The 23,186-nt window shown below is 49.3% G+C and carries 25 protein-coding genes and 2 pseudogenes; 13 read left to right on the top strand and 14 right to left on the bottom strand.

Annotated features, from left to right (window positions below; all coding sequences use genetic code 11):
• Positions 1-105: 105 nt before the first annotated feature.
• From AC6I8X_RS29060 to AC6I8X_RS29045, 4 genes are all read right to left on the bottom strand, one after another.
• Complete coding sequence (locus tag AC6I8X_RS29060; protein WP_313690474.1) at positions 106-228, bottom strand: hypothetical protein; 123 nt, start codon at positions 226-228, stop codon at positions 106-108.
• Between the two features lie 59 nt (positions 229-287).
• Positions 288-797 (bottom strand): ferritin-like domain-containing protein, encoded by a 510-nt coding sequence (locus AC6I8X_RS29055; protein ID WP_313690477.1) that lies wholly within the window; start codon positions 795-797, stop codon positions 288-290.
• Positions 798-821: 24 nt separating this feature from the next.
• Complete coding sequence (locus tag AC6I8X_RS29050; protein WP_313690479.1) at positions 822-1,295, bottom strand: YciE/YciF ferroxidase family protein; 474 nt, start codon at positions 1,293-1,295, stop codon at positions 822-824.
• A 201-nt stretch (positions 1,296-1,496) separates the two neighbouring features.
• Positions 1,497-1,664: a con-10 family general stress protein gene (locus AC6I8X_RS29045; protein ID WP_497842081.1), complete on the bottom strand. Its 168-nt coding sequence runs from the start codon at positions 1,662-1,664 to the stop codon at positions 1,497-1,499.
• Positions 1,665-1,926: 262 nt separating this feature from the next.
• Between AC6I8X_RS29045 and AC6I8X_RS29040 the strand changes: the two genes are divergently transcribed.
• Complete coding sequence (locus AC6I8X_RS29040; protein ID WP_497842080.1) at positions 1,927-3,060, top strand: glutathione-independent formaldehyde dehydrogenase; 1,134 nt, start codon at positions 1,927-1,929, stop codon at positions 3,058-3,060.
• Here the strand turns inward: AC6I8X_RS29040 and AC6I8X_RS29035 are convergent, their stop codons facing one another.
• Positions 3,061-3,348, bottom strand: a complete 288-nt coding sequence (locus AC6I8X_RS29035; protein ID WP_497842079.1) for a CinA family protein — start codon at positions 3,346-3,348, stop codon at positions 3,061-3,063.
• Entirely contained in the window at positions 3,311-3,595 is a 285-nt protein-coding gene (locus tag AC6I8X_RS29030; protein WP_497842077.1) for a CinA family protein, read from the bottom strand. Before AC6I8X_RS29030 ends, AC6I8X_RS29035 begins: the two co-directional genes overlap by 38 nt.
• A gap of 314 nt (positions 3,596-3,909) precedes the next feature.
• Between AC6I8X_RS29030 and fdhF the strand changes: the two genes are divergently transcribed.
• From fdhF to katE, 7 genes are all read left to right on the top strand, one after another.
• Positions 3,910-6,882: a formate dehydrogenase subunit alpha gene (gene fdhF / locus AC6I8X_RS29025; RefSeq protein ID WP_497842075.1), complete on the top strand. Its 2,973-nt coding sequence runs from the start codon at positions 3,910-3,912 to the stop codon at positions 6,880-6,882.
• Entirely contained in the window at positions 6,882-7,367 is a 486-nt protein-coding gene (locus tag AC6I8X_RS29020; protein WP_313690493.1) for a DUF1641 domain-containing protein, read from the top strand. The genes fdhF and AC6I8X_RS29020 overlap by 1 nt, the downstream gene beginning before the upstream one ends.
• On the top strand, positions 7,360-8,727 hold the full coding sequence (locus tag AC6I8X_RS29015; protein ID WP_497842074.1) for a cytochrome ubiquinol oxidase subunit I: 1,368 nt from the start codon (positions 7,360-7,362) through the stop codon (positions 8,725-8,727). Before AC6I8X_RS29020 ends, AC6I8X_RS29015 begins: the two co-directional genes overlap by 8 nt.
• Before the next feature lie 11 nt (positions 8,728-8,738).
• Positions 8,739-9,674, top strand: coding sequence for a cytochrome d ubiquinol oxidase subunit II (locus AC6I8X_RS29010; protein ID WP_497842072.1), 936 nt, complete (start codon positions 8,739-8,741; stop codon positions 9,672-9,674).
• 32 nt (positions 9,675-9,706) lie between these two features.
• Positions 9,707-10,216, top strand: a complete 510-nt coding sequence (locus AC6I8X_RS29005) for a hypothetical protein (RefSeq protein ID WP_497842070.1) — start codon at positions 9,707-9,709, stop codon at positions 10,214-10,216.
• 11 nt (positions 10,217-10,227) lie between these two features.
• Positions 10,228-10,677, top strand: coding sequence for a DUF421 domain-containing protein (locus tag AC6I8X_RS29000; RefSeq protein ID WP_497842069.1), 450 nt, complete (start codon positions 10,228-10,230; stop codon positions 10,675-10,677).
• Between the two features lie 532 nt (positions 10,678-11,209).
• Positions 11,210-13,474, top strand: a complete 2,265-nt coding sequence (gene katE, locus AC6I8X_RS28995; protein WP_497842068.1) for a catalase HPII — start codon at positions 11,210-11,212, stop codon at positions 13,472-13,474.
• Between the two features lie 26 nt (positions 13,475-13,500).
• On the opposite strand, the gene AC6I8X_RS28990 is transcribed toward katE, so the two are convergent.
• The gene (locus tag AC6I8X_RS28990; protein WP_497842067.1) at positions 13,501-15,864 is read right to left on the bottom strand and encodes a phosphoketolase family protein; all 2,364 of its coding nucleotides are present in this window, start codon (positions 15,862-15,864) and stop codon (positions 13,501-13,503) included.
• A gap of 83 nt (positions 15,865-15,947) precedes the next feature.
• The gene (locus AC6I8X_RS28985) at positions 15,948-16,712 is read right to left on the bottom strand and encodes a hypothetical protein (RefSeq protein ID WP_497842066.1); all 765 of its coding nucleotides are present in this window, start codon (positions 16,710-16,712) and stop codon (positions 15,948-15,950) included.
• Positions 16,713-17,335: 623 nt separating this feature from the next.
• On the opposite strand from AC6I8X_RS28985, the gene AC6I8X_RS28980 reads away from it, so the two are divergent.
• Positions 17,336-17,704 (top strand): YgiW/YdeI family stress tolerance OB fold protein, encoded by a 369-nt coding sequence (locus AC6I8X_RS28980; protein ID WP_313690509.1) that lies wholly within the window; start codon positions 17,336-17,338, stop codon positions 17,702-17,704.
• A 74-nt stretch (positions 17,705-17,778) separates the two neighbouring features.
• Here AC6I8X_RS28980 and AC6I8X_RS28975 read toward each other — a convergent pair whose 3' ends face one another.
• Complete coding sequence (locus AC6I8X_RS28975; protein WP_313690510.1) at positions 17,779-18,039, bottom strand: biofilm development regulator YmgB/AriR family protein; 261 nt, start codon at positions 18,037-18,039, stop codon at positions 17,779-17,781.
• Between the two features lie 84 nt (positions 18,040-18,123).
• Positions 18,124-18,363: a regulatory protein YcgZ gene (ycgZ, locus tag AC6I8X_RS28970; RefSeq protein WP_313690511.1), complete on the bottom strand. Its 240-nt coding sequence runs from the start codon at positions 18,361-18,363 to the stop codon at positions 18,124-18,126.
• A gap of 419 nt (positions 18,364-18,782) precedes the next feature.
• Between ycgZ and AC6I8X_RS28965 the strand changes: the two genes are divergently transcribed.
• Positions 18,783-19,670, top strand: a complete 888-nt coding sequence (locus AC6I8X_RS28965) for an SDR family oxidoreductase (RefSeq protein ID WP_497842064.1) — start codon at positions 18,783-18,785, stop codon at positions 19,668-19,670.
• 109 nt (positions 19,671-19,779) lie between these two features.
• Here the strand turns inward: AC6I8X_RS28965 and AC6I8X_RS28960 are convergent, their stop codons facing one another.
• The gene (locus tag AC6I8X_RS28960; RefSeq protein WP_313690514.1) at positions 19,780-20,004 is read right to left on the bottom strand and encodes a hypothetical protein; all 225 of its coding nucleotides are present in this window, start codon (positions 20,002-20,004) and stop codon (positions 19,780-19,782) included.
• Between the two features lie 78 nt (positions 20,005-20,082).
• Here AC6I8X_RS28960 and AC6I8X_RS28955 point away from each other — a divergent pair, with 78 nt between their 5' ends.
• The 3 genes from AC6I8X_RS28955 (at position 20,083) to AC6I8X_RS28945 (ending at position 21,438) form a co-directional block, all read left to right on the top strand.
• Complete coding sequence (locus AC6I8X_RS28955) at positions 20,083-20,403, top strand: hypothetical protein (protein ID WP_497842062.1); 321 nt, start codon at positions 20,083-20,085, stop codon at positions 20,401-20,403.
• Positions 20,404-20,986: 583 nt separating this feature from the next.
• Positions 20,987-21,112 carry a hypothetical protein gene (locus AC6I8X_RS28950; protein ID WP_497842060.1) on the top strand — a complete coding sequence of 42 codons (126 nt, stop codon included), beginning with the start codon at positions 20,987-20,989 and terminating at the stop codon, positions 21,110-21,112.
• A gap of 200 nt (positions 21,113-21,312) precedes the next feature.
• Positions 21,313-21,438: a hypothetical protein gene (locus AC6I8X_RS28945; RefSeq protein WP_313690518.1), complete on the top strand. Its 126-nt coding sequence runs from the start codon at positions 21,313-21,315 to the stop codon at positions 21,436-21,438.
• 161 nt (positions 21,439-21,599) lie between these two features.
• Here AC6I8X_RS28945 and AC6I8X_RS28940 read toward each other — a convergent pair whose 3' ends face one another.
• The 3 genes and pseudogenes from AC6I8X_RS28940 to AC6I8X_RS28930 all read right to left on the bottom strand — a co-directional run.
• On the bottom strand, positions 21,600-21,857 hold the full coding sequence (locus tag AC6I8X_RS28940; RefSeq protein WP_313690520.1) for a biofilm development regulator YmgB/AriR family protein: 258 nt from the start codon (positions 21,855-21,857) through the stop codon (positions 21,600-21,602).
• 789 nt (positions 21,858-22,646) lie between these two features.
• Positions 22,647-22,779, bottom strand: a pseudogene (locus AC6I8X_RS28935) (immunity protein Tsi6 family protein); the annotation flags it as partial.
• Positions 22,775-23,023: pseudogene (locus AC6I8X_RS28930) on the bottom strand (hypothetical protein); the annotation flags it as partial. The pseudogenes AC6I8X_RS28930 and AC6I8X_RS28935, both read right to left, overlap by 5 nt.
• Positions 23,024-23,186 lie beyond the last annotated feature (163 nt).

Genomic DNA, 23,186 nt, shown 5'->3' with positions numbered 1-23,186 from the left:
GCCGCAACGTATCGGAGAGTGCGCAAAACTGAAGGAAATGATCCTGAGGGAGGAAATCGGGCCTGGCGGGAAAAAATAGTAAACCGCCTCTCGGCGGTTAAACTGTCAGTCAGGTTGTTTGTCGCCTGACTCCGGTGCATTTTTTTCATCATCTTTTCGCTTCTTATCAGGCGATTCTTTACGCGGATTGTAGTCCGGGTGGTCACCTTCAACAGGGCGATCGGTCATAATGCTCACCTCCTATAAGCTGAATGAATGGTAAGTTAGCCAGGGTAAACTAATAGCTCTTACCGCTTTGCCTCGACTCCCGGCTCTTCACTTCTTGTCAGATATTGCCGGGTGAGTGCGGGCAGATAACTCACCAGCCAGTCCGACATAGTCAGTTCCTGTTCGCATATTTGCTTCAGAAGAGGAATGCTCTCATCGTCACCCACCTGAGCTGCCGTCTCAATAAGGCTCATATAGCTTGCTATTTCCGCATTTTCAAAAACATACCCGCTTATTGCACCCTTCACTACCTCATCCTCGGTAAAAATGCCGCCAAAAGCCTGTCCCATTGCGGCCATTTTTCCCATTACATCCTTAATACTTGAGTGTGCAATACCCTGGCGATCAAGAATAGTTTCAAGCAAAGTCTGCTGCTGTCGGGTTTCTTCCAGATGCTGTTCAATGCGAATCCTCAGTTCAGGGTAGTTTTCCAGACGTTTAGCCATTTGCTCAAGCATGGCTTCGGCCTGTTTTTCCATTGCATGCGCATCTTTCAGCCAGTCATGATAATGAGAAAGTGAAGAAGACATAATTTACTCCTGGTTAGCAACAGATTAATGCTGTTCGGCTATTTCTGTTAATTTGACATCCGTATTTTTTTCTTCTTCAAGCGTTTCAGCGAGTAAAGTAGCTGCTTCGTTCAGACCCAATTTTTTGGCCATCGCGATGAGAGTTCCATACGTAGCAATCTCATAATGCTCAACTTTTTGCGCCGCTCCAATAAGACCGGCATCTCTTACCGGACCTGCGACAACACCTTCAATAATCTCTTGTGCTTCTTCGGCTAAACCTTCGAGCGCATGGCATTTCATTCTCTTTATGCGCAATTCTTCATGGCTTTCGACAACTTTATCAAGACGCTCAATTTGTCCCTGCGTTTCTTCCAGATGCAGCTGGAAAGCATTAATAAGGCCGGGGTCAGTTGCCGCTCGTGCCATCTTAGGTAAAGCGCGGGTAATTTGCTTTTCAGCGCTATAGATATCTGAAAGGTCATGAATGAATAGCTCTATTAATGTTTCCACTTTCATAATTATCGACTCCAGAGAAATAAGTAGAGAGGGGCGCAGATGTTTTTTATGAAAGATATCTGCCACACATAATTGAAGTGTCTTTCATGATAGATAAGCATATGTTTTTATTTTATTTCAACGCATTGAAAATAATAGCGTTGTTATGTGACTTTCAGCGTCCCTGCCGAAATCTGAACATTACCGGAGCGGTAGTTTTATTCAGGAGCCGCGATTACTGTTCTGGCCGCCTTTTTTACCGGCCTCAGAAGCTTTTTCACGGTCGTTTTTGAAATTAGCGCCGCTGTGCTGTCCGCCTTTTTTACCCGCTTCAGACGCTTTTTCTTTGTCTTCTGCGAAATTTCCTGAACCGCCTCTGTGCTGAGTCATAATAATACCTCTTCATGAGTATAATCTACATGACAATAAATACTCTCTTTGTTGTCATGCGCGTCGTTCCATTTAAAGCCTAACTAAGAAATGATAATGCGCAAGTAAAATACCTCATTTATTTTGTTTGTTTTCCATATTATGCCAGGCTTAATTTTTAATAGGTTGTGTATGCAGTGTTTTTTACTTTGTAACGATCTTCGCTCCGCTTGTTAATTTATAACATGAATTTCATTAAATCATCCTGTGAGGAACATAAACTATGAAAGCAATTGTTTATAATGGGCCATATGACGTAACGGTAAAAAATGTGCCGGATGCGAAAATTGTGCGTCCTGGGGACGTCTTAGTCCGTATTACCACCACCAATATTTGTGGTTCCGATCTTCATATGTATGAGGGAAGAACCAGCTTTGAAGAGGGGAAAATTTTCGGGCATGAGAACCTCGGCCAGGTCGTTGAAATTGGCAGCGGTGTAGAACGGATTAAGGTGGGTGATTATGTCTGTATGCCTTTCAACGTAGGCTGTGGTTTTTGTGAAAACTGTGAGAAAGGACTGACCGGTTTTTGTCTCACGGCTAACCCCGGTTCCGCTGGGGCTGCTTATGGATTCGCAGAAATGGGTCCCTGGGACGGGGGGCAGGCTGAGTTATTACGTGTGCCTTTTGCCGATTTCAATTGTCTGGTGCTGCCGCCGGATGCGGCCGAAAAGGAAGAGGACTATGTCATGTTGTCTGACATTTTCCCCACCGGCTGGCATGCTACCGAGCTTGCTGGGTTACGTCCTGGTGACAGTGTGGCGATTTATGGTGCCGGACCCGTTGGCTTAATGGCTGCGCACTCAGCCATGATCAAAGGGGCTTCGCAGGTTTTTGTGATTGATACTCATCAGGACCGCCTGACCCTAGCGGAAAAAATGGGAGCCATTGCGATTAATGCACCCGCAGAAGAGGCTGTGCAAAAAATTCTGGATCTGACCGGGGGCCGCGGTACCGACTGCGGCTGTGAATGTGTGGGATATCAGTGCTGCGATAAGCATGGACATGAGGATAATTCAGTGACAATGAACTGTCTGGTCGCCTCAACCAAAGCCACCGGCGGAATTGGCGTGGTGGGAGTGTTCGTCCCTCAGGATCCCGGCGCGACAACTGAACTCGCTAAGCAGGGGAAAATGCCGTTCGATTTCGGCAGCTTCTGGTTTAAAGGGCAGGCCATTCGCACCGGCCAGGCAAATGTTAAGGCCTATAACCGCCAGCTGGCCCGGCTGATTTCTCAGGATAAAGCGCACCCGGGACAGATTATTTCCCACCGGCTGGCGCTGGCCGATGCTCCTGAAGGTTACAGGCATTTCGATGACCGCTCTGAAGGGTGGACCAAAGTGATCCTTAAGCCATGATCAGTTCCTCAGGCGGTCGCTACTTTTGGCCGTGACCGCCACAACATTATCACCCAGTATCCGTCGCAATTCCTCCAGACAAAAAAGCGTTGCCTGATGGACTACCGCTTCGCTACTTCCTGCAAATTGTCGGCAGGCGGTATGGACCTGGTTGCCGGGTAAGTGCCAGGCAAACCAGACAGTGCCTGGCGGGGTGCCATCTTCACCGCCATCTGGCCCGGCATAGCCACTCACCGCTATCCCGATGTCATCACCCGCGCGCTGTTTTCCCCCCCTCAGACATCTCACGGACGACCTGCTCACTTACGGCGGTATAGCGACGCAACGTTTCGCTGCTCACGCCCAGCAGACGCTGTTTAGCCCGATCGGAATAGGTAATAAATCCGCTGCTGTAAAAACGGCTACTGTCAGCTACGGCGGCCAGAGATGAACCCACCCAGCCGGAGGTGCACGACTCCGCAGTGGTGACTGTCAGGCCCTGAGATAAAAGTGTTTTGCTTAAGGCCGTTGCAGCATTGATTAATTCCTCATTCATATTTCACCGAGATAATTCCCCTTGTACACATACGTAAAGGAATTATAGATAAAAACTGAAGCTGCAGCCTGAAATAAGCGACGCGGCAAAAGACAGATTATTCCTGGTTATCATTTTCGTAACGTTTAGTTACTTTCTAATTTTCAACTTCCTATTTCATCATGTTAGGAGAATGACATATGTGCGAAATAAAAATAACCGAAACGGCCTAGCTGGTAACACTCTTCATTACAGCTAAAATTATAAGGTTCATATCAAATAATTAAGATATAGCCGGTCTACTGGCCTTTTACACTGTTGTGATGGGGCATTCAATGAGTGAAACGAATTGCAGTATTTTATTCAATGGTGAGCGATTAATGGGTAAGGCAAATCAACCCTTAATTGATTTTTTGCAGGTCAGCGGGAAAAAACTTCCTCATGTTTGCTACCATCCGGCTTTACCACCACTTGAAAGTTGCGATGTATGCTGGGTGGACGCCAACGGTGAACGTGTCCGGGGGTGCACGCTGACCACTCATGATGGCCTTGTCATCACCAGTGAAAGTGAAGAATTACGGGTAGCGCAGCAGGAAGGAATGGACCGCCTTTTAAACCGGCATGAACTTTATTGCACGGTATGCGAACACAATACGGGCGACTGCACGTTACATAATACTGTCGCGGATATGCACATCCCGATTCAGTATTATCCCTACGAGTCTAAGCCTGACGATAAAGACAATTCCAATCCATTTTATACCTACGATCCGGATCAATGTATTCTCTGCGGCCGCTGCGTTGAAGCCTGCCAGAATGTCGAGGTCAACGAAACCCTGTCGATTGATTACACCGACGCCCATCCACGGGTGCTGTGGGATGGCAGCACGCAGATTGCCGGGTCCAGCTGCGTCAGCTGTGGTCATTGCGTCACGGTGTGCCCCTGCAATGCATTGCTGGAAAAAACCATGCAGCCAGACGCCGGGCCATTTACCGCGATGGATGAAGGGCTAAAACGTCCCCTGATCAATTTCATTAAAACGCTCGAACCCAGCATCGGCATGGAACCGATCACCGGTATATCCCTGATTGATAATGCCCTGCGCCAGGCAGAGATTAAGAGAACCAAAACCGTCTGCACGTATTGTGGGGTGGGTTGTAGTTTTGAAGTCTGGACGCGTGACCGTCATATCCTGAAAATACAACCCGTGGCGGAAGCGCCGGCAAATGGCATCTCTACCTGTGTAAAAGGGAAATTTGGCTGGGATTTTGTCAATAGCCCCCATCGACTGACCACGCCGCTGATACGTGAAAATGGCCGTTTCCGCCCGGCATCCTGGCAGGAGGCGCTGCAACGCGTAGCAGAGGGGTTACGCAAGGTTGAACTGCGTTATGGTGGTGATGCCATCGGTTTTATTGGCTCCAGTAAGGCAAGTAACGAAGAAGCATACCTGACTCAGAAAATAGCCCGCTTAATTTTCGGCACCAACAATGTCGATAATTCCTCACGTTATTGTCAGAACCCGGCTACCGAAGGGTTGTTCCGTACCGTGGGGTATGGCGGTGATGCCGGGACCATCCGGGACCTGCAACAGGCTCAGTTGATTATCACCGTCGGGAGTAACCTGGCGGAAAACCATCCTGTCATTGCGACCCGTATTAAACAAAGCCACAAGCATCACGGGCAAAAGCTGATGGTCGTGGATCCGCGCCGTCATGAAATGGCAGAGAGGGCGGACTGCTTTTTGCGCATTCGCCCTGGCACCGACATGGTGTGGGCATCGGCGATGGCAAAATATATGTTTGATCACGGCTATGCTGATCAGGCCTTTCTTGCACAACGCGTAAACCAGGTGAATGAATACCGGACGTCGCTTACACCTTTCACGCTGGAGTTCGCCAGTGAAATCACCGGGCTGACCCTTCAGCAACTGACAGAAACAGGGGAGATGATTGGGCAGGCGGACAGCGTCTGTCTGCTCTGGGCGATGGGCATTACACAGCATAGTCACGGTGCTGATACCAGTACTGCGCTTTCCAATCTGCTGCTGGTCACCGGTAATTATGGTCGCCCGGGCACCGGCGGCTATCCTATGCGTGGTCACAATAACGTGCAGGGGGCCAGTGACTTTGGCTGCCTGAGCAACGTTTACCCGGGTTATGAAAAGGTCAGCGATCCGAAAATACGTGATAAGTGGGCACAAGCCTGGGGTGTTCCCCCTCAGGCCTTATCGGACAAGCCAGGCGCGGATAACTTTATGATGGTGCAGCATGCGCATGAGGGGAAGCTGCGTGCGATGTATGTCATTGGTGAAGAAACCGCTTTTTCAGACGCGGATGCTACAAAAGTGCATGAAGCCTTCAGCCGCCTGGATTTTATGGTGGTGCAGGATATTTTCATGAGCCGTACGGCGGAGTTCGCCGATGTGGTATTACCCGGATGTCCTTCCATTGAGAAAGAGGGCACCTTCGTTAACACTGAGCGACGAATCCAGCATTTTTTACCCGCGATGAATCCGCTGGGTGACTGCCGACCCGACTGGCAGATTCTCACCGAACTTGCGGCGCAGCTCGGGCATGACTGGCATTACCCGAATCCCGGCGCGATCATGGCGGAAGCCGCGAGCATTGCGCAGATTTTTGCAGGTGTAAGTTATGAGCGTCTGGTGGGCTGGCAATCGCAAATCTGGCCGGTCACGCCACAGGGAGAGAGTACCCCACTGCTGTATACCGAACAATTTCACTTCCCCGACGGCAAAGCAAAACTCCACCCGCTTGAATGGCAGCCGCCGATGGAGCAGGCGGATGAAGCATACGATTTGCTACTGGATAACGGGCGTATGCTGGAGCATTTTCAGTCAACCAATCAGACCGGGCAGGGCGGACGCATTATGTCCCTTTCACCGAACTGGTTTGTCGAGATTTCCCCCGAACTGGCGGAACAGCGAGGGTTAAAGCAGGGAGACTGGGTGCAGCTGCGATCCCGGCGTGGCGAGCTGGATGTGCCGGTAGTAGTGACAACACGCGTTAAAGGCAATGTGCTGTTCATACCCATCCATCACGGTAAACCCGGCATTAACGGCCTCACCGGTGAACATCATGATCCCGACGTGAATACACCCGCCTATAAAGAGATAGCGGTCAGTATGACCCGACTGTCGCGCCGCCCGCAGCCTGATCCCATTCCTCAGCACAATTTCCGCAACGGCAGCCGCACGCCACTTGATCATCTGCCCATCGAGGATAAATGGCAGCAGGAAGGCTATTGCCAGCCCCCGTATCACACCGATCACCCGGAGAAATATTAATGGCTGAACGACTTGAGTATCAGGTTCCACCAACGCGAACCGAAGCCACCGCTCAGGAAGCGCTTGAAGAACTGATTGAAAACCTGCATCAGCATGGTTTTCTGCGTCTGGCCAACGATGCGGTCAAAGCCAACAGCGACATCGGGAAGATCCTGGTTGCCGGACTGAACCGGCCAGGTACACAAAACGCGATACAAAACCTTTCGTTGCTGCTGATGGCGATCGGAACCATACCCCCGGAACGTTTTAACCATATTTTGCTGGCATTACGCGAGGCGGCAATGGCACTCAAACCCGCCAGTGATGAAGCGGAACAGTCGGAAGCCGCACCTGGCGTTCGCGGTGTTCTGAAACTGCTCAATGATGAAGCACTGTGGCAAAGCCTGAGGCCATTTTTCGCTGCCGTCGAAACCTTCAGTGAACAGATGCGGCAGGATGAGCAGCCGCCGGTAACACGCTACAGCGGTAAAAACACCCATGAGTAGCGCCGACTGGGTGCTTTTGATTGCACGCGTTCAGTTTGGGCTGACCATGAGCATGCATATCACCCTGGCAGCGCTGACGCTGGGACTGGCTCCCTTTCTCGTCTGGTTTGAGGCCCGCTGGTTGTGGGGTAAACAAAACGGTGCCCGTGAAGCGCTGCACTTCTGGTTAAAAATCTTCTCGCTGACTGTCGCGGTGGGAGCCGTGTCAGGCGTAGTGATGGAATTTCAGTTTGGCACGCATTGGGCTGGTTTTGCTCGTCAGGTGGGAGGCATGATCGGCCCGCTGCTGTTCTATGAAGTCCTGGTGGTTTTTTTTCTGGAATCGGCACTGACCGGCGTAATGTTATTTGGCATGGGAAAGATCCCGCCGAAACTCCATTTTGCTGTCACCTGCCTCGTTGCCTTTGGCGCTTTTCTGAGCGCGTTCTGGATCCTGGCAGCAAACTCGTGGATGCAGACACCGAGCGGGTTCTCCAGGAATGATGCCGGGCATTTTTTACCACTGAATGGATGGATGCTGCTGGCGGCTCCTTCATTTCCCTGGCGTTTCATGCATATGGTACTGGCTTCATTAATCAGCGTGGCTTTTTTGCTGATGGGGGTAGCAGCCTGGCGGCTACTCCAGACACCTCAGGAGTCCGCATCCCGTCTTATGCTCTCAGGCGCACTGCTACTCTCGCTGGTCGCGCTGCCATTGCAGATGGTGACGGGCGATCTGCATGGAGAAAATACGCTAAGCTATCAACCCGCCAAACTCGCTGCTATCGAAGGGGCCTGGCATTCCCCGGGAAACGGTGAAGGTGAACCACTTCGGTTATTTGCCATCCCGGACCAGCAATTACAGAGTAACCATTTTGAAGTCAGTATCCCGGATATAGGTTCACTGTACCTGCGGCACAATCTGACCGGCCACATCAAAAGCCTGAGCGAATTCCACCGTGACCAGTTGCCCCCGGTTGCCCCGGTTTTTATCGCCTTTCGGATCATGGTTGGACTCAGCCTGGTCATGCTCATGACCAGCTTCGTTGTCGGGTTACAGCGCTGGCGGGGAAAACTGTGGCACTCCCGCAACCTACTACGCGGGCTGGTGTGGATGTCACCGACGGGGTTTGTAGCGTTACTCTCAGGATGGATGGTGACAGAAATTGGCCGACAGCCGTGGACGGTCTACGGCATGCTGCGCACCAGCGACAGTGTCTCTCCACTTTCGCTCGGCACTACCCTCTTCATCTTTCTGCTGGTTGTGATGACCTATGGTCTGGGTTTCTCACTCGGACTTCGCTATCTCCTGCGGCAGGTGGTATCACCGTTACCTCAGGATGAAGAAACGGTGGTACTGGTCCTGAAAACGCCAAACTGAGGAGTATAAGTATGCAACCTGCTGAGTTATCTGCCCTGGTGCTGTGCTTTTCTCTGCTGATGTATGTGTTACTGGACGGCACCGATTTAGGGGTGGGCATGCTTTTCTTCTGGTTCGGTGAAGAAAAGCAGCGGGAGCTGATGTCCCACAGCATTCTGCCAATCTGGGATGCAAATGAAACCTGGCTGGTACTGTTTGCAGGGGGCATGCTGGCATTATTCCCTGCCGTGTATAGCCTCGTGTTGAGTTCGCTGGTTGCACCAGTATTTATTATGTTGCTGTCATTGTTTGGGCGGGCCCTGGCGCTGGAATACCGCGCTGAAGCTACCTTTAAACTGCGACGCTGGCTTGATCGCCTGATGGCAGCTGGCTCGGCCCTGGCCGCGTTTACTCAGGGCTGGTGTGCGGGGGGCATCATCACCCCGCAGCCGGATGGCGGCATAAATCTTGCTGCTATAATGAGCGGACTTGGCACCATGACGATTTATATGTTGCTGGCGAGCTGCTGGATACGCTGGCGGCTCGGGGATACGGTGTTTCCTCTGGCAGGCGCACATGCCTGGATGTGGTGGATTACATCGTTACTGATATCTATCGCTTTGCTGCTGCTCAACCCGTCACTGTGGTTGCAGTGCTGGCAGCGTCCGTTCGGTAAATTAATCATTATTATTTTGGTGCTGTTCTGGTTTTTACAGCTCTTCGCGCTCTGGCGCGGTAATGCGCTCTGGCTGTTAATCATAACCCTTACGCTTATTACCACGACGTTGACCGGTATCATCTGCGCTGTTTATCCCTGGATAATTCCAGGCCAGGTTAATTTGTATCAAAGCGCGGCTTCCATTGTTACCCAACAGGTGGTCCTGATCGGGGCGGCAGTCATGATCCCGCTGACGCTGATTTATCACACCTGGTCGTTCTGGATAATGAAAGGCCATCATCCGAAGTAAGACATCTTTAACGTTCACGAGGTTTGTATCCTATGAATAAAGATGAATTCAGCAGCCGGGATTATCCGATAAAAGAAAACATCATCTGGTTACGCAGAGAGTCTTTGATTCAGCGCATCGGGGAATACATTCTCATTGCCATTGTTATTCTGGGGGCATGTGGCCTGTTTTCCAAAGGTTTTTTGAGTAATAGCCTGGCGCAGTCACCTGATGGATCGGTAAGGGTGGAATATGAACGCTTTGGTCGGGTACAGAGCAATATGGAGATGAGTATCAGGATTGATACGCCGCCCGGGGGACAATTTACGGTCACGATAGGAAGCGGGGCACTCAATACCCTGCAGATACAGACATTACAGCCTCAGCCAGTCCAGGCGCTTTCTGACGGAAGTGATATGCGGCTGACGTATTCATCTCACAATACAGGAGGGAGCCATACGGTATGGCTGGGACTTCAGCCACAGCAACCGGGGCGGGTAGCAATCAGTGTCAGTGCTGATAATCATCAACCGGTCCACTTTACTCAGTGGATATACCCCTGAAGGAGAGTGATATGGAAACCGTATTGCGAGCGGCAGGTATCTACCTTGTTCTGATGGTGGTATTTAAAATCGCGGGCAGACGCACGCTTTTGCAGATGACATCCTTTGATCTGATTCTGTTACTGATTATCAGTGAAGCCACTCAGCAGGCGTTGCTGGGCGATGATTTCTCCGTGACGGGTGCTGCGCTGACTATTATCACCCTCGTGACGATTGATATTTTACTCGGCAAACTTAAAACGCGATTTCCTTCGCTGGAACAAATGGCAGAGGGCGGGCCGGTTATTCTGGTTGAAAATGGTAATCTGCTGGAAAAACGCATGAAGATGGCGGGCATAAGTAAGGAGGATATTCTGGAATCGGCCCGGTCGTCACAGGGGCTGGAGCGCATAGACCAGATAAAATATGCCGTATTCGAAGTCAATGGTCATATTTCCGTCATACCTGCGGCAGAAAAATAAATAACCTTATGATGAAGCGCTTCTGCACCGGTAAAGAATGCCCGGTCATTGTCCGGGCGTTTCTATTCAGGACTGAGGTTGTCCAACAGGACCGGACCCCAGAGTACCGCCAGGCGTGGCCTGCCCGCTCGGCGCATGAGGGCGTCCATCATCCCGGACAGCTTCACTTCTGTCCATACATCCTGTCAATGCGGTAATACTCAATGCGATACAGGTTACTTTAGTCAATAATTTCATAACTTTTCCTTTTCAGTGAGTGAATGAAAAATAATGTTTATCTGTGAATTTAATATGTTTTTCAGGCTATTGATGTGTTGCCTTTTTGAAATTGTAGTCCATGCATGTGGGTTATTGTCCGACCTGGCAGATTTAACGTTAAATTTCACCGTTATTCAGTGCATTCTTAATGCGAAATAAGCGAGTCCGCTGAGATGAATTTCATGTCTTTTCCTGTTATTTAGCATTTCAACGCTAACTTTTGACGCGATTGCTCTACAGTTAATAAGGTGATAATTCACTGGAGACTTTCGCAATGTCAAAAGATACAGAAGGAAAAAAACTCACCCATCGGGCACCTCATAAAGGACCAGAAACCGCCAAGCCCGGCCTGGGTAGCCTGGCTCCGGCTGATGGCTCACATCAATCTTCAGCCAGACCGACGCCGCCGGGTAAAGAACCCACCGCACCGGGCAGTCTGAAAGCCCCTGATACCCGAACCCCTAAAATCAATCAGCTGGATCCCTTTAGAAAAAATGGCGTGCAGCAGGACCTGACCACCAATCAGGGCACCCGGATCGCCAATGATCAGAACTCACTGCGTGCCGGTACGCGTGGACCGACCCTGCTGGAAGATTTCATCATGCGTGAAAAAATCACGCATTTTGACCATGAGCGTATCCCTGAGCGCATCGTGCATGCCCGTGGTTCAGCGGCACACGGCTATTTTCAGCCGTATCGTTCGTTGAAAGAGTTAACCAAAGCGGGATTTCTCAGCGATCCGGATACCATAACCCCCGTGTTCGTGCGTTTCTCGACGGTGCAGGGTGGGGCGGGTTCGGCCGATACGGTGCGGGATATTCGTGGCTTTGCGACCAAGTTCTACACCGAAGAGGGCGTCTTCGATCTGGTGGGGAATAACACGCCGGTGTTTTTCATCCAGGACGCGCATAAATTTCCGGATTTTGTACACGCGGTAAAACCGGAACCGCATAACGAAATGCCACAAGGTCAGAGCGCACACGACACCTTCTGGGATTACGTTTCGCTGCAACCGGAAACGTTGCACAACGTGATGTGGGCGATGTCCGATCGCGGTATCCCCCGCAGCTATCGCACCATGGAAGGCTTTGGTATTCATACCTTTCGTCTGATTAATGCGCAAGGTAAAGCCACCTTTGTCCGTTTCCACTGGAAACCGGTGGCGGGTAAGGCCTCGCTGCTGTGGGATGAAGCGCAAAAACTCACGGGCCGTGACCCGGATTTTCATCGTCGCGATTTGTGGGAGGCCATTGAAGCGGGTGACTTCCCTGAGTATGAACTGGGGCTTCAGCTGATACCCGAGGAGGATGAGTTCAGCTTCGACTTCGATATCCTTGATGCCACCAAACTGATCCCTGAAGAACTGGTGCCGGTAGAGTTGGTGGGCAGGATGGTGCTGAATCGTAATCCCGATAACTTTTTCGCTGAAACCGAGCAGGTTGCTTTTCACCCCGGCCACATTGTACCGGGACTGGATTTCACCAACGACCCGCTGTTGCAGGGGCGTCTTTTTTCCTACACAGATACCCAAATCAGCCGCCTCGGCGGGCCGAATTTTCATGAAATACCCATCAACCGTCCGGTCTGTCCGTATCATAATTTTCAGCGTCAGGGGATGCACCGCATGGAGATTGATGCCAATCCGGCCAACTACGAACCTAACTCAATCAATGATAACTGGCCCCGGGAAAGCCCTGCGGCTGCGGAAAAGGGCGGCTTCGACAGTTATCAGGAGAGGATTGAAGGGCAGAAGGTGCGTGAGCGCAGCGACTCTTTTGGTGAATATTATTCTCAGCCAAAACTGTTCTGGCAGAGCCAGACGCCTGTTGAGCAGCAGCATATCGTCGGTGCCTTTTCATTTGAGCTGAGCAAGGTGGCCCGCGCCTATATCCGTGAACGGGTGGTCGATCATCTGTTGCATATCGATCCCGATCTAGCGCAGGGGGTGGCAAATAATCTCGGCATTGAATTCAGTCAGGAACAGCGGAAAGTCGTCACCGCCAAAGATGTGAACGGGCTGACGAAGGATGACAGCCTCAGTCTGTATGCCGTGCCGGGTGGTGATATCAGGGGGCGGCAGGTGGCATTGCTGGTCAGCGATGGGGTGAAAGCGGCGGATGTGCTGGCGGTGTTGCAGGAGCTGAAAGCCAGAGGTGTTCACGCCAAACTGCTGGCGGCGCATATGGGGCAGGTACGCGCCGATGATGGTTCTGTGTTGCCCGTCGATGCGACGTTCAACGGCCTGCCCTCCCTCACGTTTGACGCGGTGCTGGTGCCGGACGGTAACATCGATGCATTGTTGCTGAGCGGGGATGCGCGTTATTTCCTGCTGGAAGCCTATAAGCATCTGAAGGTGATTGGTCTGAGCGGTGACGCGCGCCGCTTTAAAGCCCAGTTCAGCCTGAAGGACAGTGAAACGGAGGAGGGCCTGGCGGAGGGTGACAAAGCTGAGGGAACCCTGATGACTGATTTCCTTGCCGCGATGGCGTCCCATCGCGTCTGGTCACGCACCCAGAAGGCGGCAACAGTGGCGGCATAACCCTGCAGGCGGACTTCGGGTCCGCCTTACTGCGGGTTCTTCCCGGACCACTGCCAGTTACGGACTTCCGGAACATCTTCGCCATATTCCCGGACATAGCGGTGATGTTCCGCGATGCGTTCCTGGAGGTCATCGAGTAATTCAGGGTGACGCTCCGCAAGCCCGGCAACACGTAAAATGGCTTCCTGTGCCAGATGGAAACGATCCAGTTTATTCAGGACCGTCATATCGAAGGGGGTTGTGGTCGTGCCTTCTTCATTAAAACCCCGCACATGGAGGTTGCGGTGGTTGTTACGTTGATAGGTCAGGCGATGAATCAGGCCTGGGTAGCCATGAAAAGCAAAAATCACCGGTTTATCCGCCGTGAACAGGGCATCGAATTCGGCGTCAGATTTACCATGCGGATGCTGCTCACAGGATTGCAGTGCCATCAGGTCCACCACGTTCACCACCCGAATACGCAGGCCTGGCAGATAGCCACGCAGTAAATCCACCGCTGCCAGGGTTTCCATCGTCGGGACATCGCCCGCACAGGCCATCACCACCTCAGGATCCTCACTGGTGCTTGCCCAGCGCCATTCCCCCATACCCGCTTCACAGTGGGCAATAGCGCTTTCACAATCGAGCCACTGCGGCGCAGGTTGTTTGCCTGCCACAATCACGTTGATGCGATCCCAGGTCTTCAGGCAATGATCGCCAACCCATAACAGGGTATTGGCATCCGGTGGCAGATAGATGCGCACAATGTCGGCCTTTTTATTGGCGACATGATCGATAAAACCCGGGTCCTGATGACTGAAGCCGTTGTGATCCTGATGCCATACGTGTGAGGACAACAGGTAATTCAGTGAGGCGATAGGCTTCCGCCATCCCAGTTTGCGCGTGACCTTCAGCCATTTGGCATGCTGGTTGAACATTGAATCGATAATGTGAATAAAAGCTTCATAACAATTGAACAGGCCATGCCGGCCCGTGAGCAGATAACCTTCGAGCCACCCCTGGCACTGATGTTCACTGAGGATTTCCATCACGCGCCCGTCGCGCGACAGTTGTTCATCATAAAGTTTAATTTCTTCCATCCAGCTGCGGCTGGTGATGTTAAACACCGGTGACAACCGGTTCGACGCGGTTTCATCAGGGCCAAACAGGCGGAAATTATCCTTATTCTGCTGAAATACCTCACTGAGATAATGGCCAAGATGTTCTGTCGCCTGGGCGCGGCAAGCACCGGGCGTGGAAATATCTGCCGCAAATTCATAGATATCAGGGACGTTAAGCTCGCGGCGCAGCAGGCCACCATTGGCATACGGGGAAGCTCCCATACGCTTATCCCCTGCCGGGGCCAGTGCTTTCAGCTCCGGTTTCAGGCAACCAGTAGCGTCAAACAAATCGTCAGGCTGGTAGCTGCGCATCCATTCTTCGAGAATCTGCCGGTGATCTTCATCTTCCCGGCAGGATGAGACAGGGACCTGATGGGCGCGCCAGAAATCCTCGACTTTTTTACCGTCAACGGCTGCGGGACCTGTCCAGCCTTTCGGGCTTCGCAGAATAATCATCGGCCAGCGCGGTACAGCGTTGTCAGTCTGTCCCGTGCGTGCAAGCTGCTGGAGAGCAGCGATTTTATCAAAAGCCATATCCAGCGTATCTGCCATCTGTACATGCATATTGTCCGGCTCATGACCACTGACAAACAGCGGTTCGTAGCCATAGCCGCTAAACAACTGCCGGAGATCGTCATCGCTGCTGCGTCCCAGCAAGGTTGGGCTGGCGATCCTGTAGCCATTGAGATGCAGAATCGGCAGTACCGCGCCATCACGTTGCGGATTGAGGAATTTGTTGCCGTGCCAGCTGGCGGCCAGAGGCCCGGTTTCGGCTTCACCGTCGCCAATCACGCAGGGCACGATTAAATCCGGGTGATCGAAGGCTGCACCGAAAGCATGGGAAAGTGAATAACCCAGTTCACCCCCTTCATTAATCGAACCCGGGGTTTCTGGCGCCGCATGGCTCGGGATCCCGCCCGGAAATGAGAACTGTTTGAACAGCCGCTGCATTCCTTCGGCGTCTTCACTGATGTGCGGATAAATCTCGCTGTAGCTGCCCTCCAGCCAGGTGTTCGCCACCATACCGGGTCCACCATGACCGGGGCCACAGATATAGATAAGATTCAGGTCACGCTGGCGGATAATGCGATTGAGGTGCGCATAAATAAAGTTGAGGCCCGGTGTGGTTCCCCAGTGCCCGAGCAGGCGGGGTTTGATATGTTCCGGGCGCAGGGGTTCACGCAGCAGTGGATTACCCATCAGATAAAGCTGGCCGACGGATAAGTAATTGGCCGCGCGCCAGTAGCGGTCGAGCAGGCTGAGTTCGTTAGCGGAAATTGATGAGAGCATGCGATTCCTCCAGCGGCGAATGGGGTGTTATTAAACCTGACAGAGCCGGGGCAACGCGACCATACAGAGGTGCGCTATGGGAATCAGAGTGACACCCTGCATGCGACCGAATCTTTCAGAATAGATTGATCAGGGCCGCAGAGAATCACCGGGTATCCCGATTCCCGTTCGTCCAGATACTGGCTCATCCTGCTGCTGCTGATGCCTGCGCCGCACCACATAAGATGATGTTGATGATGCTCCGCAGGGAGTTGCCCCATGTTAGTACCGGGACAGACCTCGACGCAGAATCCCTGCGCGGTCAGGCGAATGGCTTCCAGCCAGATTTCGTTACGATCTCTTGTGCTGACAGCTTCAAGGTAAAGCGGGATGGAATCCTTTCGCTGAGAGGCCCGGCTGGTCGTTTCGGCATGAAACCGGACCGAGTCATGGAAGCGCTGATGCCGCTGAGGCGACGTTCTATTTTCATCCTGCCTCAGCCAGCAACTTAACGGGCGCATCAGGCGGTTAATAAAATCATCACCACTAAAATCACATGCCAGTCTGCGGACGATACGCGAAAGCGAGCGCATGGATCCGTATTGAAGTTCAAGCAGCACTTCTCCCCGGCGTGCGGACCAGCCTCCGGTAACCTGGGGAATCCCCTGTCCGATACTGGTCGCTAACTCACCGGGTGTCATACCGTTTGCGGTGGCAGCCAGGATGCCCTGTACCTGCTTCATATGGACGCTGTCCCATATTTCACCAGGAAGCTGCAGAGAGAGTAATCCAACCCGGTTCCAGCGACGAAGATTTGCCGGGTGCGCTCCGGTGAGAGAGCAGAGCGTATCCGTAGTATATAAAGTCATGCATGCCCCTGATGGGGAAATTAATCGGGTGAATACAAAGAGAAAACAAAAGATCGGCTATCCGATTGCTCTCACCGCTGTTGATGAAAACGGAATAATCTGGAGATGAGGGAAATGAATATTCGCGTTTAAAATCTGATGGAGCTTACCGAGGCTGTTTTTCCACATTTTTGGTCATCTTCTTGTTGCCAATTTTGCTACTGGCAGCAATATCTCTTTCCAGATTATTCTTAAAGAATTTTTTCTCTTCCCTGACTTCTGTTTGACTTTCGTCGTTTAACAGGGTTCTTAAGTCGTTTAAATTCCCTGCGTCTTTTCTGTGATTCTTCATGACAATTCACAGATAGCATTAACCTGATAAATTTGAAAGTAACATTTAAAATGTAGCTTATAACATCATTAATGCAAGCGGTAAAATTAATAAATGCAAGATTAAAAATAGTTGAATAATTAAATTAATCCCGCGCTTCGCATATCCGTACTATGAAGTAGAAAGGGATCATTCATCGTTTGTCTGGTTGCTATTCGAACAATCAGGATTAGACTTAATTTATTCGTAATAAATTCTTCTGTTGGAGGCTCTTGTGCAGAGAAAATCACTTATATCCATATTGACTATTCTCATGACAGTATCATTTCAGGGGTATTCTGCTGATAAAGGTGGATTTAATTCTGAGGGACAGCCACCGCCACCGCATGAGCAGAAAAATGGCTATCGGGGTATTACCGATGGTCAACATCAAACAATGACCAATGAGCTGAAAAAATTACCTGACCGGACATGGGTGTCACTGAAAGGAAATATCATTAAGCAGAACGGTAAGAATGAGTATCTTCTGCGTGATGAGCAAGGCAGCATTGCCTTAATTATTAAAGATAATGTCTGGCAGGGGCAGAAAGTGAAGCCTGATGATCTTGTCTCCGTTAATGGTGAGCTGATGCATGAGCAAACGCATTCAAAAATCATCGTGCGAGAGATTCGACGACTTTAAATACCGATATCAGCCGGTTGGTAGTAATTAACCTTCACAGTGCTCTCCGCCTTTCTGTGAAGGTTTTTTTTTGGTTAACTTTCGGGATCGTCGGGTGTGCCTGCCACGACAATCTCTAAAGCGTTACGTAGTGCATCCTGTTGCAATGCATCATGGCTGGTTTCGAGTTTAGCGATTAACCACAGAATAATATCTTTATTCGTCGCGTGCTGGCGCGCGCTTTCAATAGACAAAACTGCCGCATCGATCCATTCCGTTTCGCTCAGTACAATATTAGGGTCTGTCTGATGAAAAAAAGCCTGGAGATTGGTTTCGACTTCAGGTGCCTGAGGCATAGAAAGGTTTCCTGCTATGGCAATCGCTTGCATTGTTGATGGGTGAGTAAGGTTGCATATAAAATACAGGGTAAATATCTACAATTAACGACCAAGAAGCATACCAATCAGCTCCCGATACCTTCTTTCCTCTTCAGCACTACCGGAAACTTCGAGACGATGTACCAGTTTGGTACAAAGCGTCTTCCGATTGAGTCTTTTCCCGGAGCGCAGGATTTCAGTCACAATCTGTCCCAGCATTTCCTGTTGCGAGGGCAGAGAGGATTCATAAAAATATCGTGTAATATCGTGCGACGGTGAAGATGACAGATTGTGCTGACGCATAATTAAACCCTATTAAAAAAAATTGAGGTTATAAAATGTGCAGTTCAAATGTAACTTAATCTCCGTGATGAGATAAAACTGTACAAAAAAAATTGTTAGCGCGCTTATGATTTTTTATCTTTTCGTGCTATTCTTTTAAAATCAGTTAGATAGTGAGAGCGATCGGGCATGTAAGTTTATCGCGCAGACTTAAATTATGCCTTATGAATGTTTTTACGCCGATAAATTATTTCTGAGATGCACTCTCAGAGATAGTATTTTGAATCGGATACTCCTTCTAAGAATCATCTGTATTCGGGCAAACTTAATTCAGGACATTACTTCTATCACCTTTTCGGTTAGCGTTTTTACAGGCATGAACTAGAATATATTGTTCATTTGAAATAATTAATGCTCAAGCTGAAATTGAAGAGGTAATTATGTCGCATACCACTGGAAATAATCAGCCACATCTGCCAACCCCTCCTTTTAAAGAACAACCGCAAAATCCTCCTGGTCTGGCTTCCGATATGATCCCTGTTCCGGATCACGGTGAAACCAGCTATCAGGGGCATGGTCGCCTGAAAGGCAAAAAAGCGCTGATCACCGGCGGTGATTCAGGTATTGGACGTGCCGCGGCGATTGCATTTGCACGCGAAGGGGCGGACGTTGCCATTGGTTACCTGCCCGCAGAGGAAAAAGATGCTGAAGAGGTGATCAAACTTATCCGTGAAGAAGGGCGTAAAGCTGTTGCTCTGCCTGGGGATATCCGCAGTGAAGCATTCTGCAACCAACTGGTGGAAAAAGCCGTAAATGAACTGGGCGGGCTGGATGTTCTGGTGAACAACGCGGGTCGCCAGCAGTTCTGCTCATCCATCCGAGAGCTTACTACTGAAGATTTTGATGCGACATTCAAAACCAATGTGTATGCCATGTTCTGGATAACCAAAGCAGCGCTGAAACACCTGAATAAGGGTGCCAGCATTATTAATACGTCATCTGTGCAGGCTTACGAACCGAGCGCTATTCTGCTGGATTATGCACAGACCAAAGCCTGCATCGCCATATTCACAAAAGCGCTGGCGAAACAACTGGCCCCGGAAGGAATACGTGTTAACGCTGTTGCACCGGGTCCTTACTGGACGCCGCTACAACCTTCAGGTGGACAGCCGCAGGAGAAACTGAAACAGTTTGGCGAGCAGGCTCCACTGGGTCGTCCAGGTCAGCCGGTGGAAATCGCTCCTCTGTACGTACTGCTCGCTTCCGATGAAGCAAGTTACACCTCTGGCCAGGTCTGGTGTTCTGATGGTGGCACTGGCACAGTTTGATTTCATCAAAGGTGGCCACTGACGACGGCCACCATGTTTGAAACGAATCATCATTCTTACGTTTATTCCCCATGCTGCCTTTATCAAATTTTCATCGAGAAAACTTCGGCTATAAGTCAAGGATTTCGCCGGGGAAGTCGATCCGTTCCCCAAGAGACCAATTTTTTCTACCCAGTATATGCTGTGGTGTTTTGTCAGGGACATTAAAATAATAATTATTAATTAAATCAACTTTGTCACCTGGATCTTCGTGAATATCATTTTGGCTAATTCCTGTTTCTCTTAACTCTTGTGCTGTAAGATCAAGATATCGTGCTAATGCATCAAGATTCATAAAGTTCCTCCACTTTCAGCCCATATCATTAGTTAAGCACTTATCTATGCTTTTTCCATCTATGCTGTGCGCAACAAAATGCCTGGACGTACACCACCAGTAAATTTATTTGATTTTCATCGTGATGAGATTTTTATAATTTCCCTTTCGTGCTATAGTCAAGATATTCGTTACAAATATGCCTCTAACCTTATGAGCTATTCTAAAACAGACCGAACAGGTTTAATCGGATGCGCTATTGGTACAGCAGTGATCTCGATCGTAGCAAAAGGGCTTCCGGTAAACACAGACAATATCATCTATGAGTTGGAACGCATGAAGGCTTCATCCGGTCACTTGCCTGTCAGAGCCATTACTCACGATGCTGCTAAACTACTGCGCAAGACCCGCGAGGGCTAATGTTACCAAGTGAATAAATTGATTTTTTGCTATGCCCATTCTCCTTCCAGTAAGCCTGACGCAAATGAAATTCTTTTCTATAATGACGCTTCGCCTTAGCACCCAATGGGCACAATCATCCTGAATACCCTGAATATTTCTCGCCTTGGGTGCATCTTGCTACATCAGGCTTCAAGAAACAGAGCCGTTATCAGAAATCAGGTTCGCGTCATTATCCCTTAAGACGATCTTACCTGAGTTATTCTTGGCTAGAAACATACAATAAACACAGGAACGGAACTCACAAGAAAGAAAAGGGTATCGCCACACAGTTTTTTGAGGAAGGCTCAGATAAGGCCTGGCGGATACTTTTCAAAGCTTACAGGAATCCTCTGAGGCTGTTATGAAATAATTTGAGAATCAACGATGCCCAGCGTAGTTTCTTACCTATGCGCTACAGCGATAAGCTTGGATTCGGTCTCGAAAATGATGACAGAGACTGCCTTCAGAATTGGAATAATTCATAACATAATTGATGGAGAACATCTGAATAGTCATTTTTTAGCTATAATGATTTTGATACTAAGTAATGATGGAGGCTTATATGACCAATCAAGAAGGTAAAAAAGGGAGTGAAGGAAGCGCTTCTACACCAGGAAAACTTCCGACAGGAAATAAAGAATCCGCCAAGGAAAAAGTGACAAAAAGAGACAGGAATTCAAAGGAATAATAAAAAGCCACCTTAAGGTGGCTTTTTATTTCATCTTATTACAATAACGGATTGTGTAGACGATATTCATAAAAAAGAAAGGGGGGGGGGTTCTTTATTCTCTTTTCTACGCTTAAATCACGCATTCGTTATAATGCTCATAATTATAATCATGATAGCGCTAAAATTTAGATTACCAGTTACGCATAATGGAGATCAGTATGTCAGAACGTCCAGATGGTGTTGAACCGCTGCCTGATGAAGGTGAGGTCCCTGACAGCCAGTTCCCGGATGAAGATGATGATCCGGATACCGAGTTTCCTAATGATGAATCGCCTAAGCGATAAACTAATAACCGCCTTTCGGGGCGGTTTCAGTTAATAATCTCAAGTTTTTTAACCTCTGGTACATTAACTAACTGCCCAAATAAAAAAAGCCCCTGAAGCAGGGGCTAACAGTCCAATGAAAGGAAAGAGTATCTTTTGGAACACCATTTAAAGCATAGCACTCATTGGTAGACATCGTCGGGTGTTTGATCAAGAATCATTTGTAGTGCCATTCGATAAGTATCAAGTAAGTACGGCTCTTTTTCTGACTCCAGCATTGTCACTAATTCCTCGATAATTTTTTTATTGTTAATCATATTGTTGGATAACCATAAATCATTCTCAACTTTGATAATCACAGCTTTAGCTTTAACATAAAGTGGATCGATACTTTTGATATAAGTATCGATTTGCGCCTCGGTTGGGTGTGTAATTGCCATTTAGCTACCTCAGAGGAATGATGGATGTTAAAAGATGATAGAGCGTTATGCTAAGTCACCTAACACAAGAATAAAGAAAAGAAAAACCTCTGAATAATGGGGTTCTTTAGCTTCAGAGGCAGTGCAACGCACTATTTTATAACAGGGAGTCATCAGTTAGAGTAAGTATGGTCAATATCGTGATCTTTGCTTCCATTATCTGTATGTGGCGTCAGATTTGTGACCTCTGTCGCTTTGAGGCTGCTGTTTCATAATAATTCCTTAATCAACACAACCACTCTCAGTGGTATTTTTTTATTATGGTGAATGATGTCCCATTGATTCCTGGATCTACTGGGTGTTGACAGCGATCCGTTAGGCCATCAAGTCATCACTCTGTGCAGATGTGTGAAAAGATATCACCCCGAGCAGCGGACATAGGTAGTATCAGCAGATAGCCCAAATCGGTCATTTCAGTTCTGCCAATATATCTAAATATCATATATATCAGGCAATTAAAAAAGATCGCAAAATCATTATTATGTTTAATACAGTATCCATTTACCCCTGAAATATCCCCCAAATCCTTGGTTGCATGATTTATCACTTTTCATCCCCCGTTGCTACGTGAAAACTTACCACCACTCCCCTATGGATCAGCTACAGAGAAGCCACTGTGAGCTCGAAGAAGCGTGCAGCTTCGCTGCTGCGGCTGGGTGTGGTGTGAGGTAAACACTTAATCATTCAGATGTAAAAATCGTCAGAGTATAATTTTTATAGTTCGCTATGTTTTGAATTGAAAACAGGTTATATTTGGTTTCGAAGTTTAACTTTTAATCCTTTTCTAATCTGTGAAAATGTAAAAGGCATCCCCTTGGCGTTCCTCGAATATAGGATCAGTTGCTTCAAATTCTTTCGTGGCATACATACCAAACGTTAAGCGCACAGGATCGCGCCAGTAGTAGTGCTGCACGGTCAGGGTCTTTCAGCGCCCTAAGGCGCTTTTTCTGCCCTGTTTTCTTCGCCTCACGTGTAATGTCCAGTATCATCATATCGAGCACATCTACTGCTTAGTCCAGCGCAGATATTTCCTGCGCTTTAACAAATGCGGTCAGCACCACCTAGCGTCGTACTTAAGGCATCCTAGTGATATATTTGACCGATGTCATTACTGCATAACGGGCCAGAATACACTGCAAAGCGCATCTGAGTTGTTCAGCCCTTACCGGTCCCGGGACCAGATAGCCTAGGCATTCACATTTCTTTCGAGTCATCTTGTGACCAATCCAATTGAGGATGATTCCACTCACGAAGGACGTGCATAACCGCCAGGTTACTAACCAAGAGATG

The sequence above is a fragment of the Pantoea sp. X-Soil-TKNS-1280 genome (assembly GCF_059730475.1).
Note: the sequence above shows the minus strand (reverse complement) of the source record. Positions and strands in the feature narration are given on the sequence as shown.

Excerpts from the sequence above, each read along its gene's own strand:
- AC6I8X_RS29060 (WP_313690474.1), bottom strand. The coding sequence starts at position 228 with ATGACCGATCGCCCTGTTGAAGGTGACCACCCGGACTACAATCCGCGT.
- AC6I8X_RS29055 (WP_313690477.1), bottom strand. The coding sequence starts at position 797 with ATGTCTTCTTCACTTTCTCATTATCATGACTGGCTGAAAGATGCGCAT.
- AC6I8X_RS29050 (WP_313690479.1), bottom strand. The coding sequence starts at position 1,295 with ATGAAAGTGGAAACATTAATAGAGCTATTCATTCATGACCTTTCAGAT.
- AC6I8X_RS29045 (WP_497842081.1), bottom strand. The coding sequence starts at position 1,664 with ATGACTCAGCACAGAGGCGGTTCAGGAAATTTCGCAGAAGACAAAGAA.
- AC6I8X_RS29040 (WP_497842080.1), top strand. The coding sequence starts at position 1,927 with ATGAAAGCAATTGTTTATAATGGGCCATATGACGTAACGGTAAAAAAT.
- AC6I8X_RS29030 (WP_497842077.1), bottom strand. The coding sequence starts at position 3,595 with ATGAATGAGGAATTAATCAATGCTGCAACGGCCTTAAGCAAAACACTT.
- fdhF (WP_497842075.1), top strand. The coding sequence starts at position 3,910 with ATGAGTGAAACGAATTGCAGTATTTTATTCAATGGTGAGCGATTAATG.
- AC6I8X_RS29020 (WP_313690493.1), top strand. The coding sequence starts at position 6,882 with ATGGCTGAACGACTTGAGTATCAGGTTCCACCAACGCGAACCGAAGCC.
- AC6I8X_RS29015 (WP_497842074.1), top strand. The coding sequence starts at position 7,360 with ATGAGTAGCGCCGACTGGGTGCTTTTGATTGCACGCGTTCAGTTTGGG.
- AC6I8X_RS29010 (WP_497842072.1), top strand. The coding sequence starts at position 8,739 with ATGCAACCTGCTGAGTTATCTGCCCTGGTGCTGTGCTTTTCTCTGCTG.
- AC6I8X_RS29005 (WP_497842070.1), top strand. The coding sequence starts at position 9,707 with ATGAATAAAGATGAATTCAGCAGCCGGGATTATCCGATAAAAGAAAAC.
- AC6I8X_RS29000 (WP_497842069.1), top strand. The coding sequence starts at position 10,228 with ATGGAAACCGTATTGCGAGCGGCAGGTATCTACCTTGTTCTGATGGTG.
- katE (WP_497842068.1), top strand. The coding sequence starts at position 11,210 with ATGTCAAAAGATACAGAAGGAAAAAAACTCACCCATCGGGCACCTCAT.
- AC6I8X_RS28990 (WP_497842067.1), bottom strand. The coding sequence starts at position 15,864 with ATGCTCTCATCAATTTCCGCTAACGAACTCAGCCTGCTCGACCGCTAC.
- AC6I8X_RS28985 (WP_497842066.1), bottom strand. The coding sequence starts at position 16,712 with ATGACTTTATATACTACGGATACGCTCTGCTCTCTCACCGGAGCGCAC.
- AC6I8X_RS28980 (WP_313690509.1), top strand. The coding sequence starts at position 17,336 with ATGACAGTATCATTTCAGGGGTATTCTGCTGATAAAGGTGGATTTAAT.
- AC6I8X_RS28975 (WP_313690510.1), bottom strand. The coding sequence starts at position 18,039 with ATGCCTCAGGCACCTGAAGTCGAAACCAATCTCCAGGCTTTTTTTCAT.
- ycgZ (WP_313690511.1), bottom strand. The coding sequence starts at position 18,363 with ATGCGTCAGCACAATCTGTCATCTTCACCGTCGCACGATATTACACGA.
- AC6I8X_RS28965 (WP_497842064.1), top strand. The coding sequence starts at position 18,783 with ATGTCGCATACCACTGGAAATAATCAGCCACATCTGCCAACCCCTCCT.
- AC6I8X_RS28960 (WP_313690514.1), bottom strand. The coding sequence starts at position 20,004 with ATGAATCTTGATGCATTAGCACGATATCTTGATCTTACAGCACAAGAG.
- AC6I8X_RS28955 (WP_497842062.1), top strand. The coding sequence starts at position 20,083 with ATGCCTGGACGTACACCACCAGTAAATTTATTTGATTTTCATCGTGAT.
- AC6I8X_RS28950 (WP_497842060.1), top strand. The coding sequence starts at position 20,987 with ATGACCAATCAAGAAGGTAAAAAAGGGAGTGAAGGAAGCGCTTCTACA.
- AC6I8X_RS28945 (WP_313690518.1), top strand. The coding sequence starts at position 21,313 with ATGTCAGAACGTCCAGATGGTGTTGAACCGCTGCCTGATGAAGGTGAG.
- AC6I8X_RS28940 (WP_313690520.1), bottom strand. The coding sequence starts at position 21,857 with ATGGCAATTACACACCCAACCGAGGCGCAAATCGATACTTATATCAAA.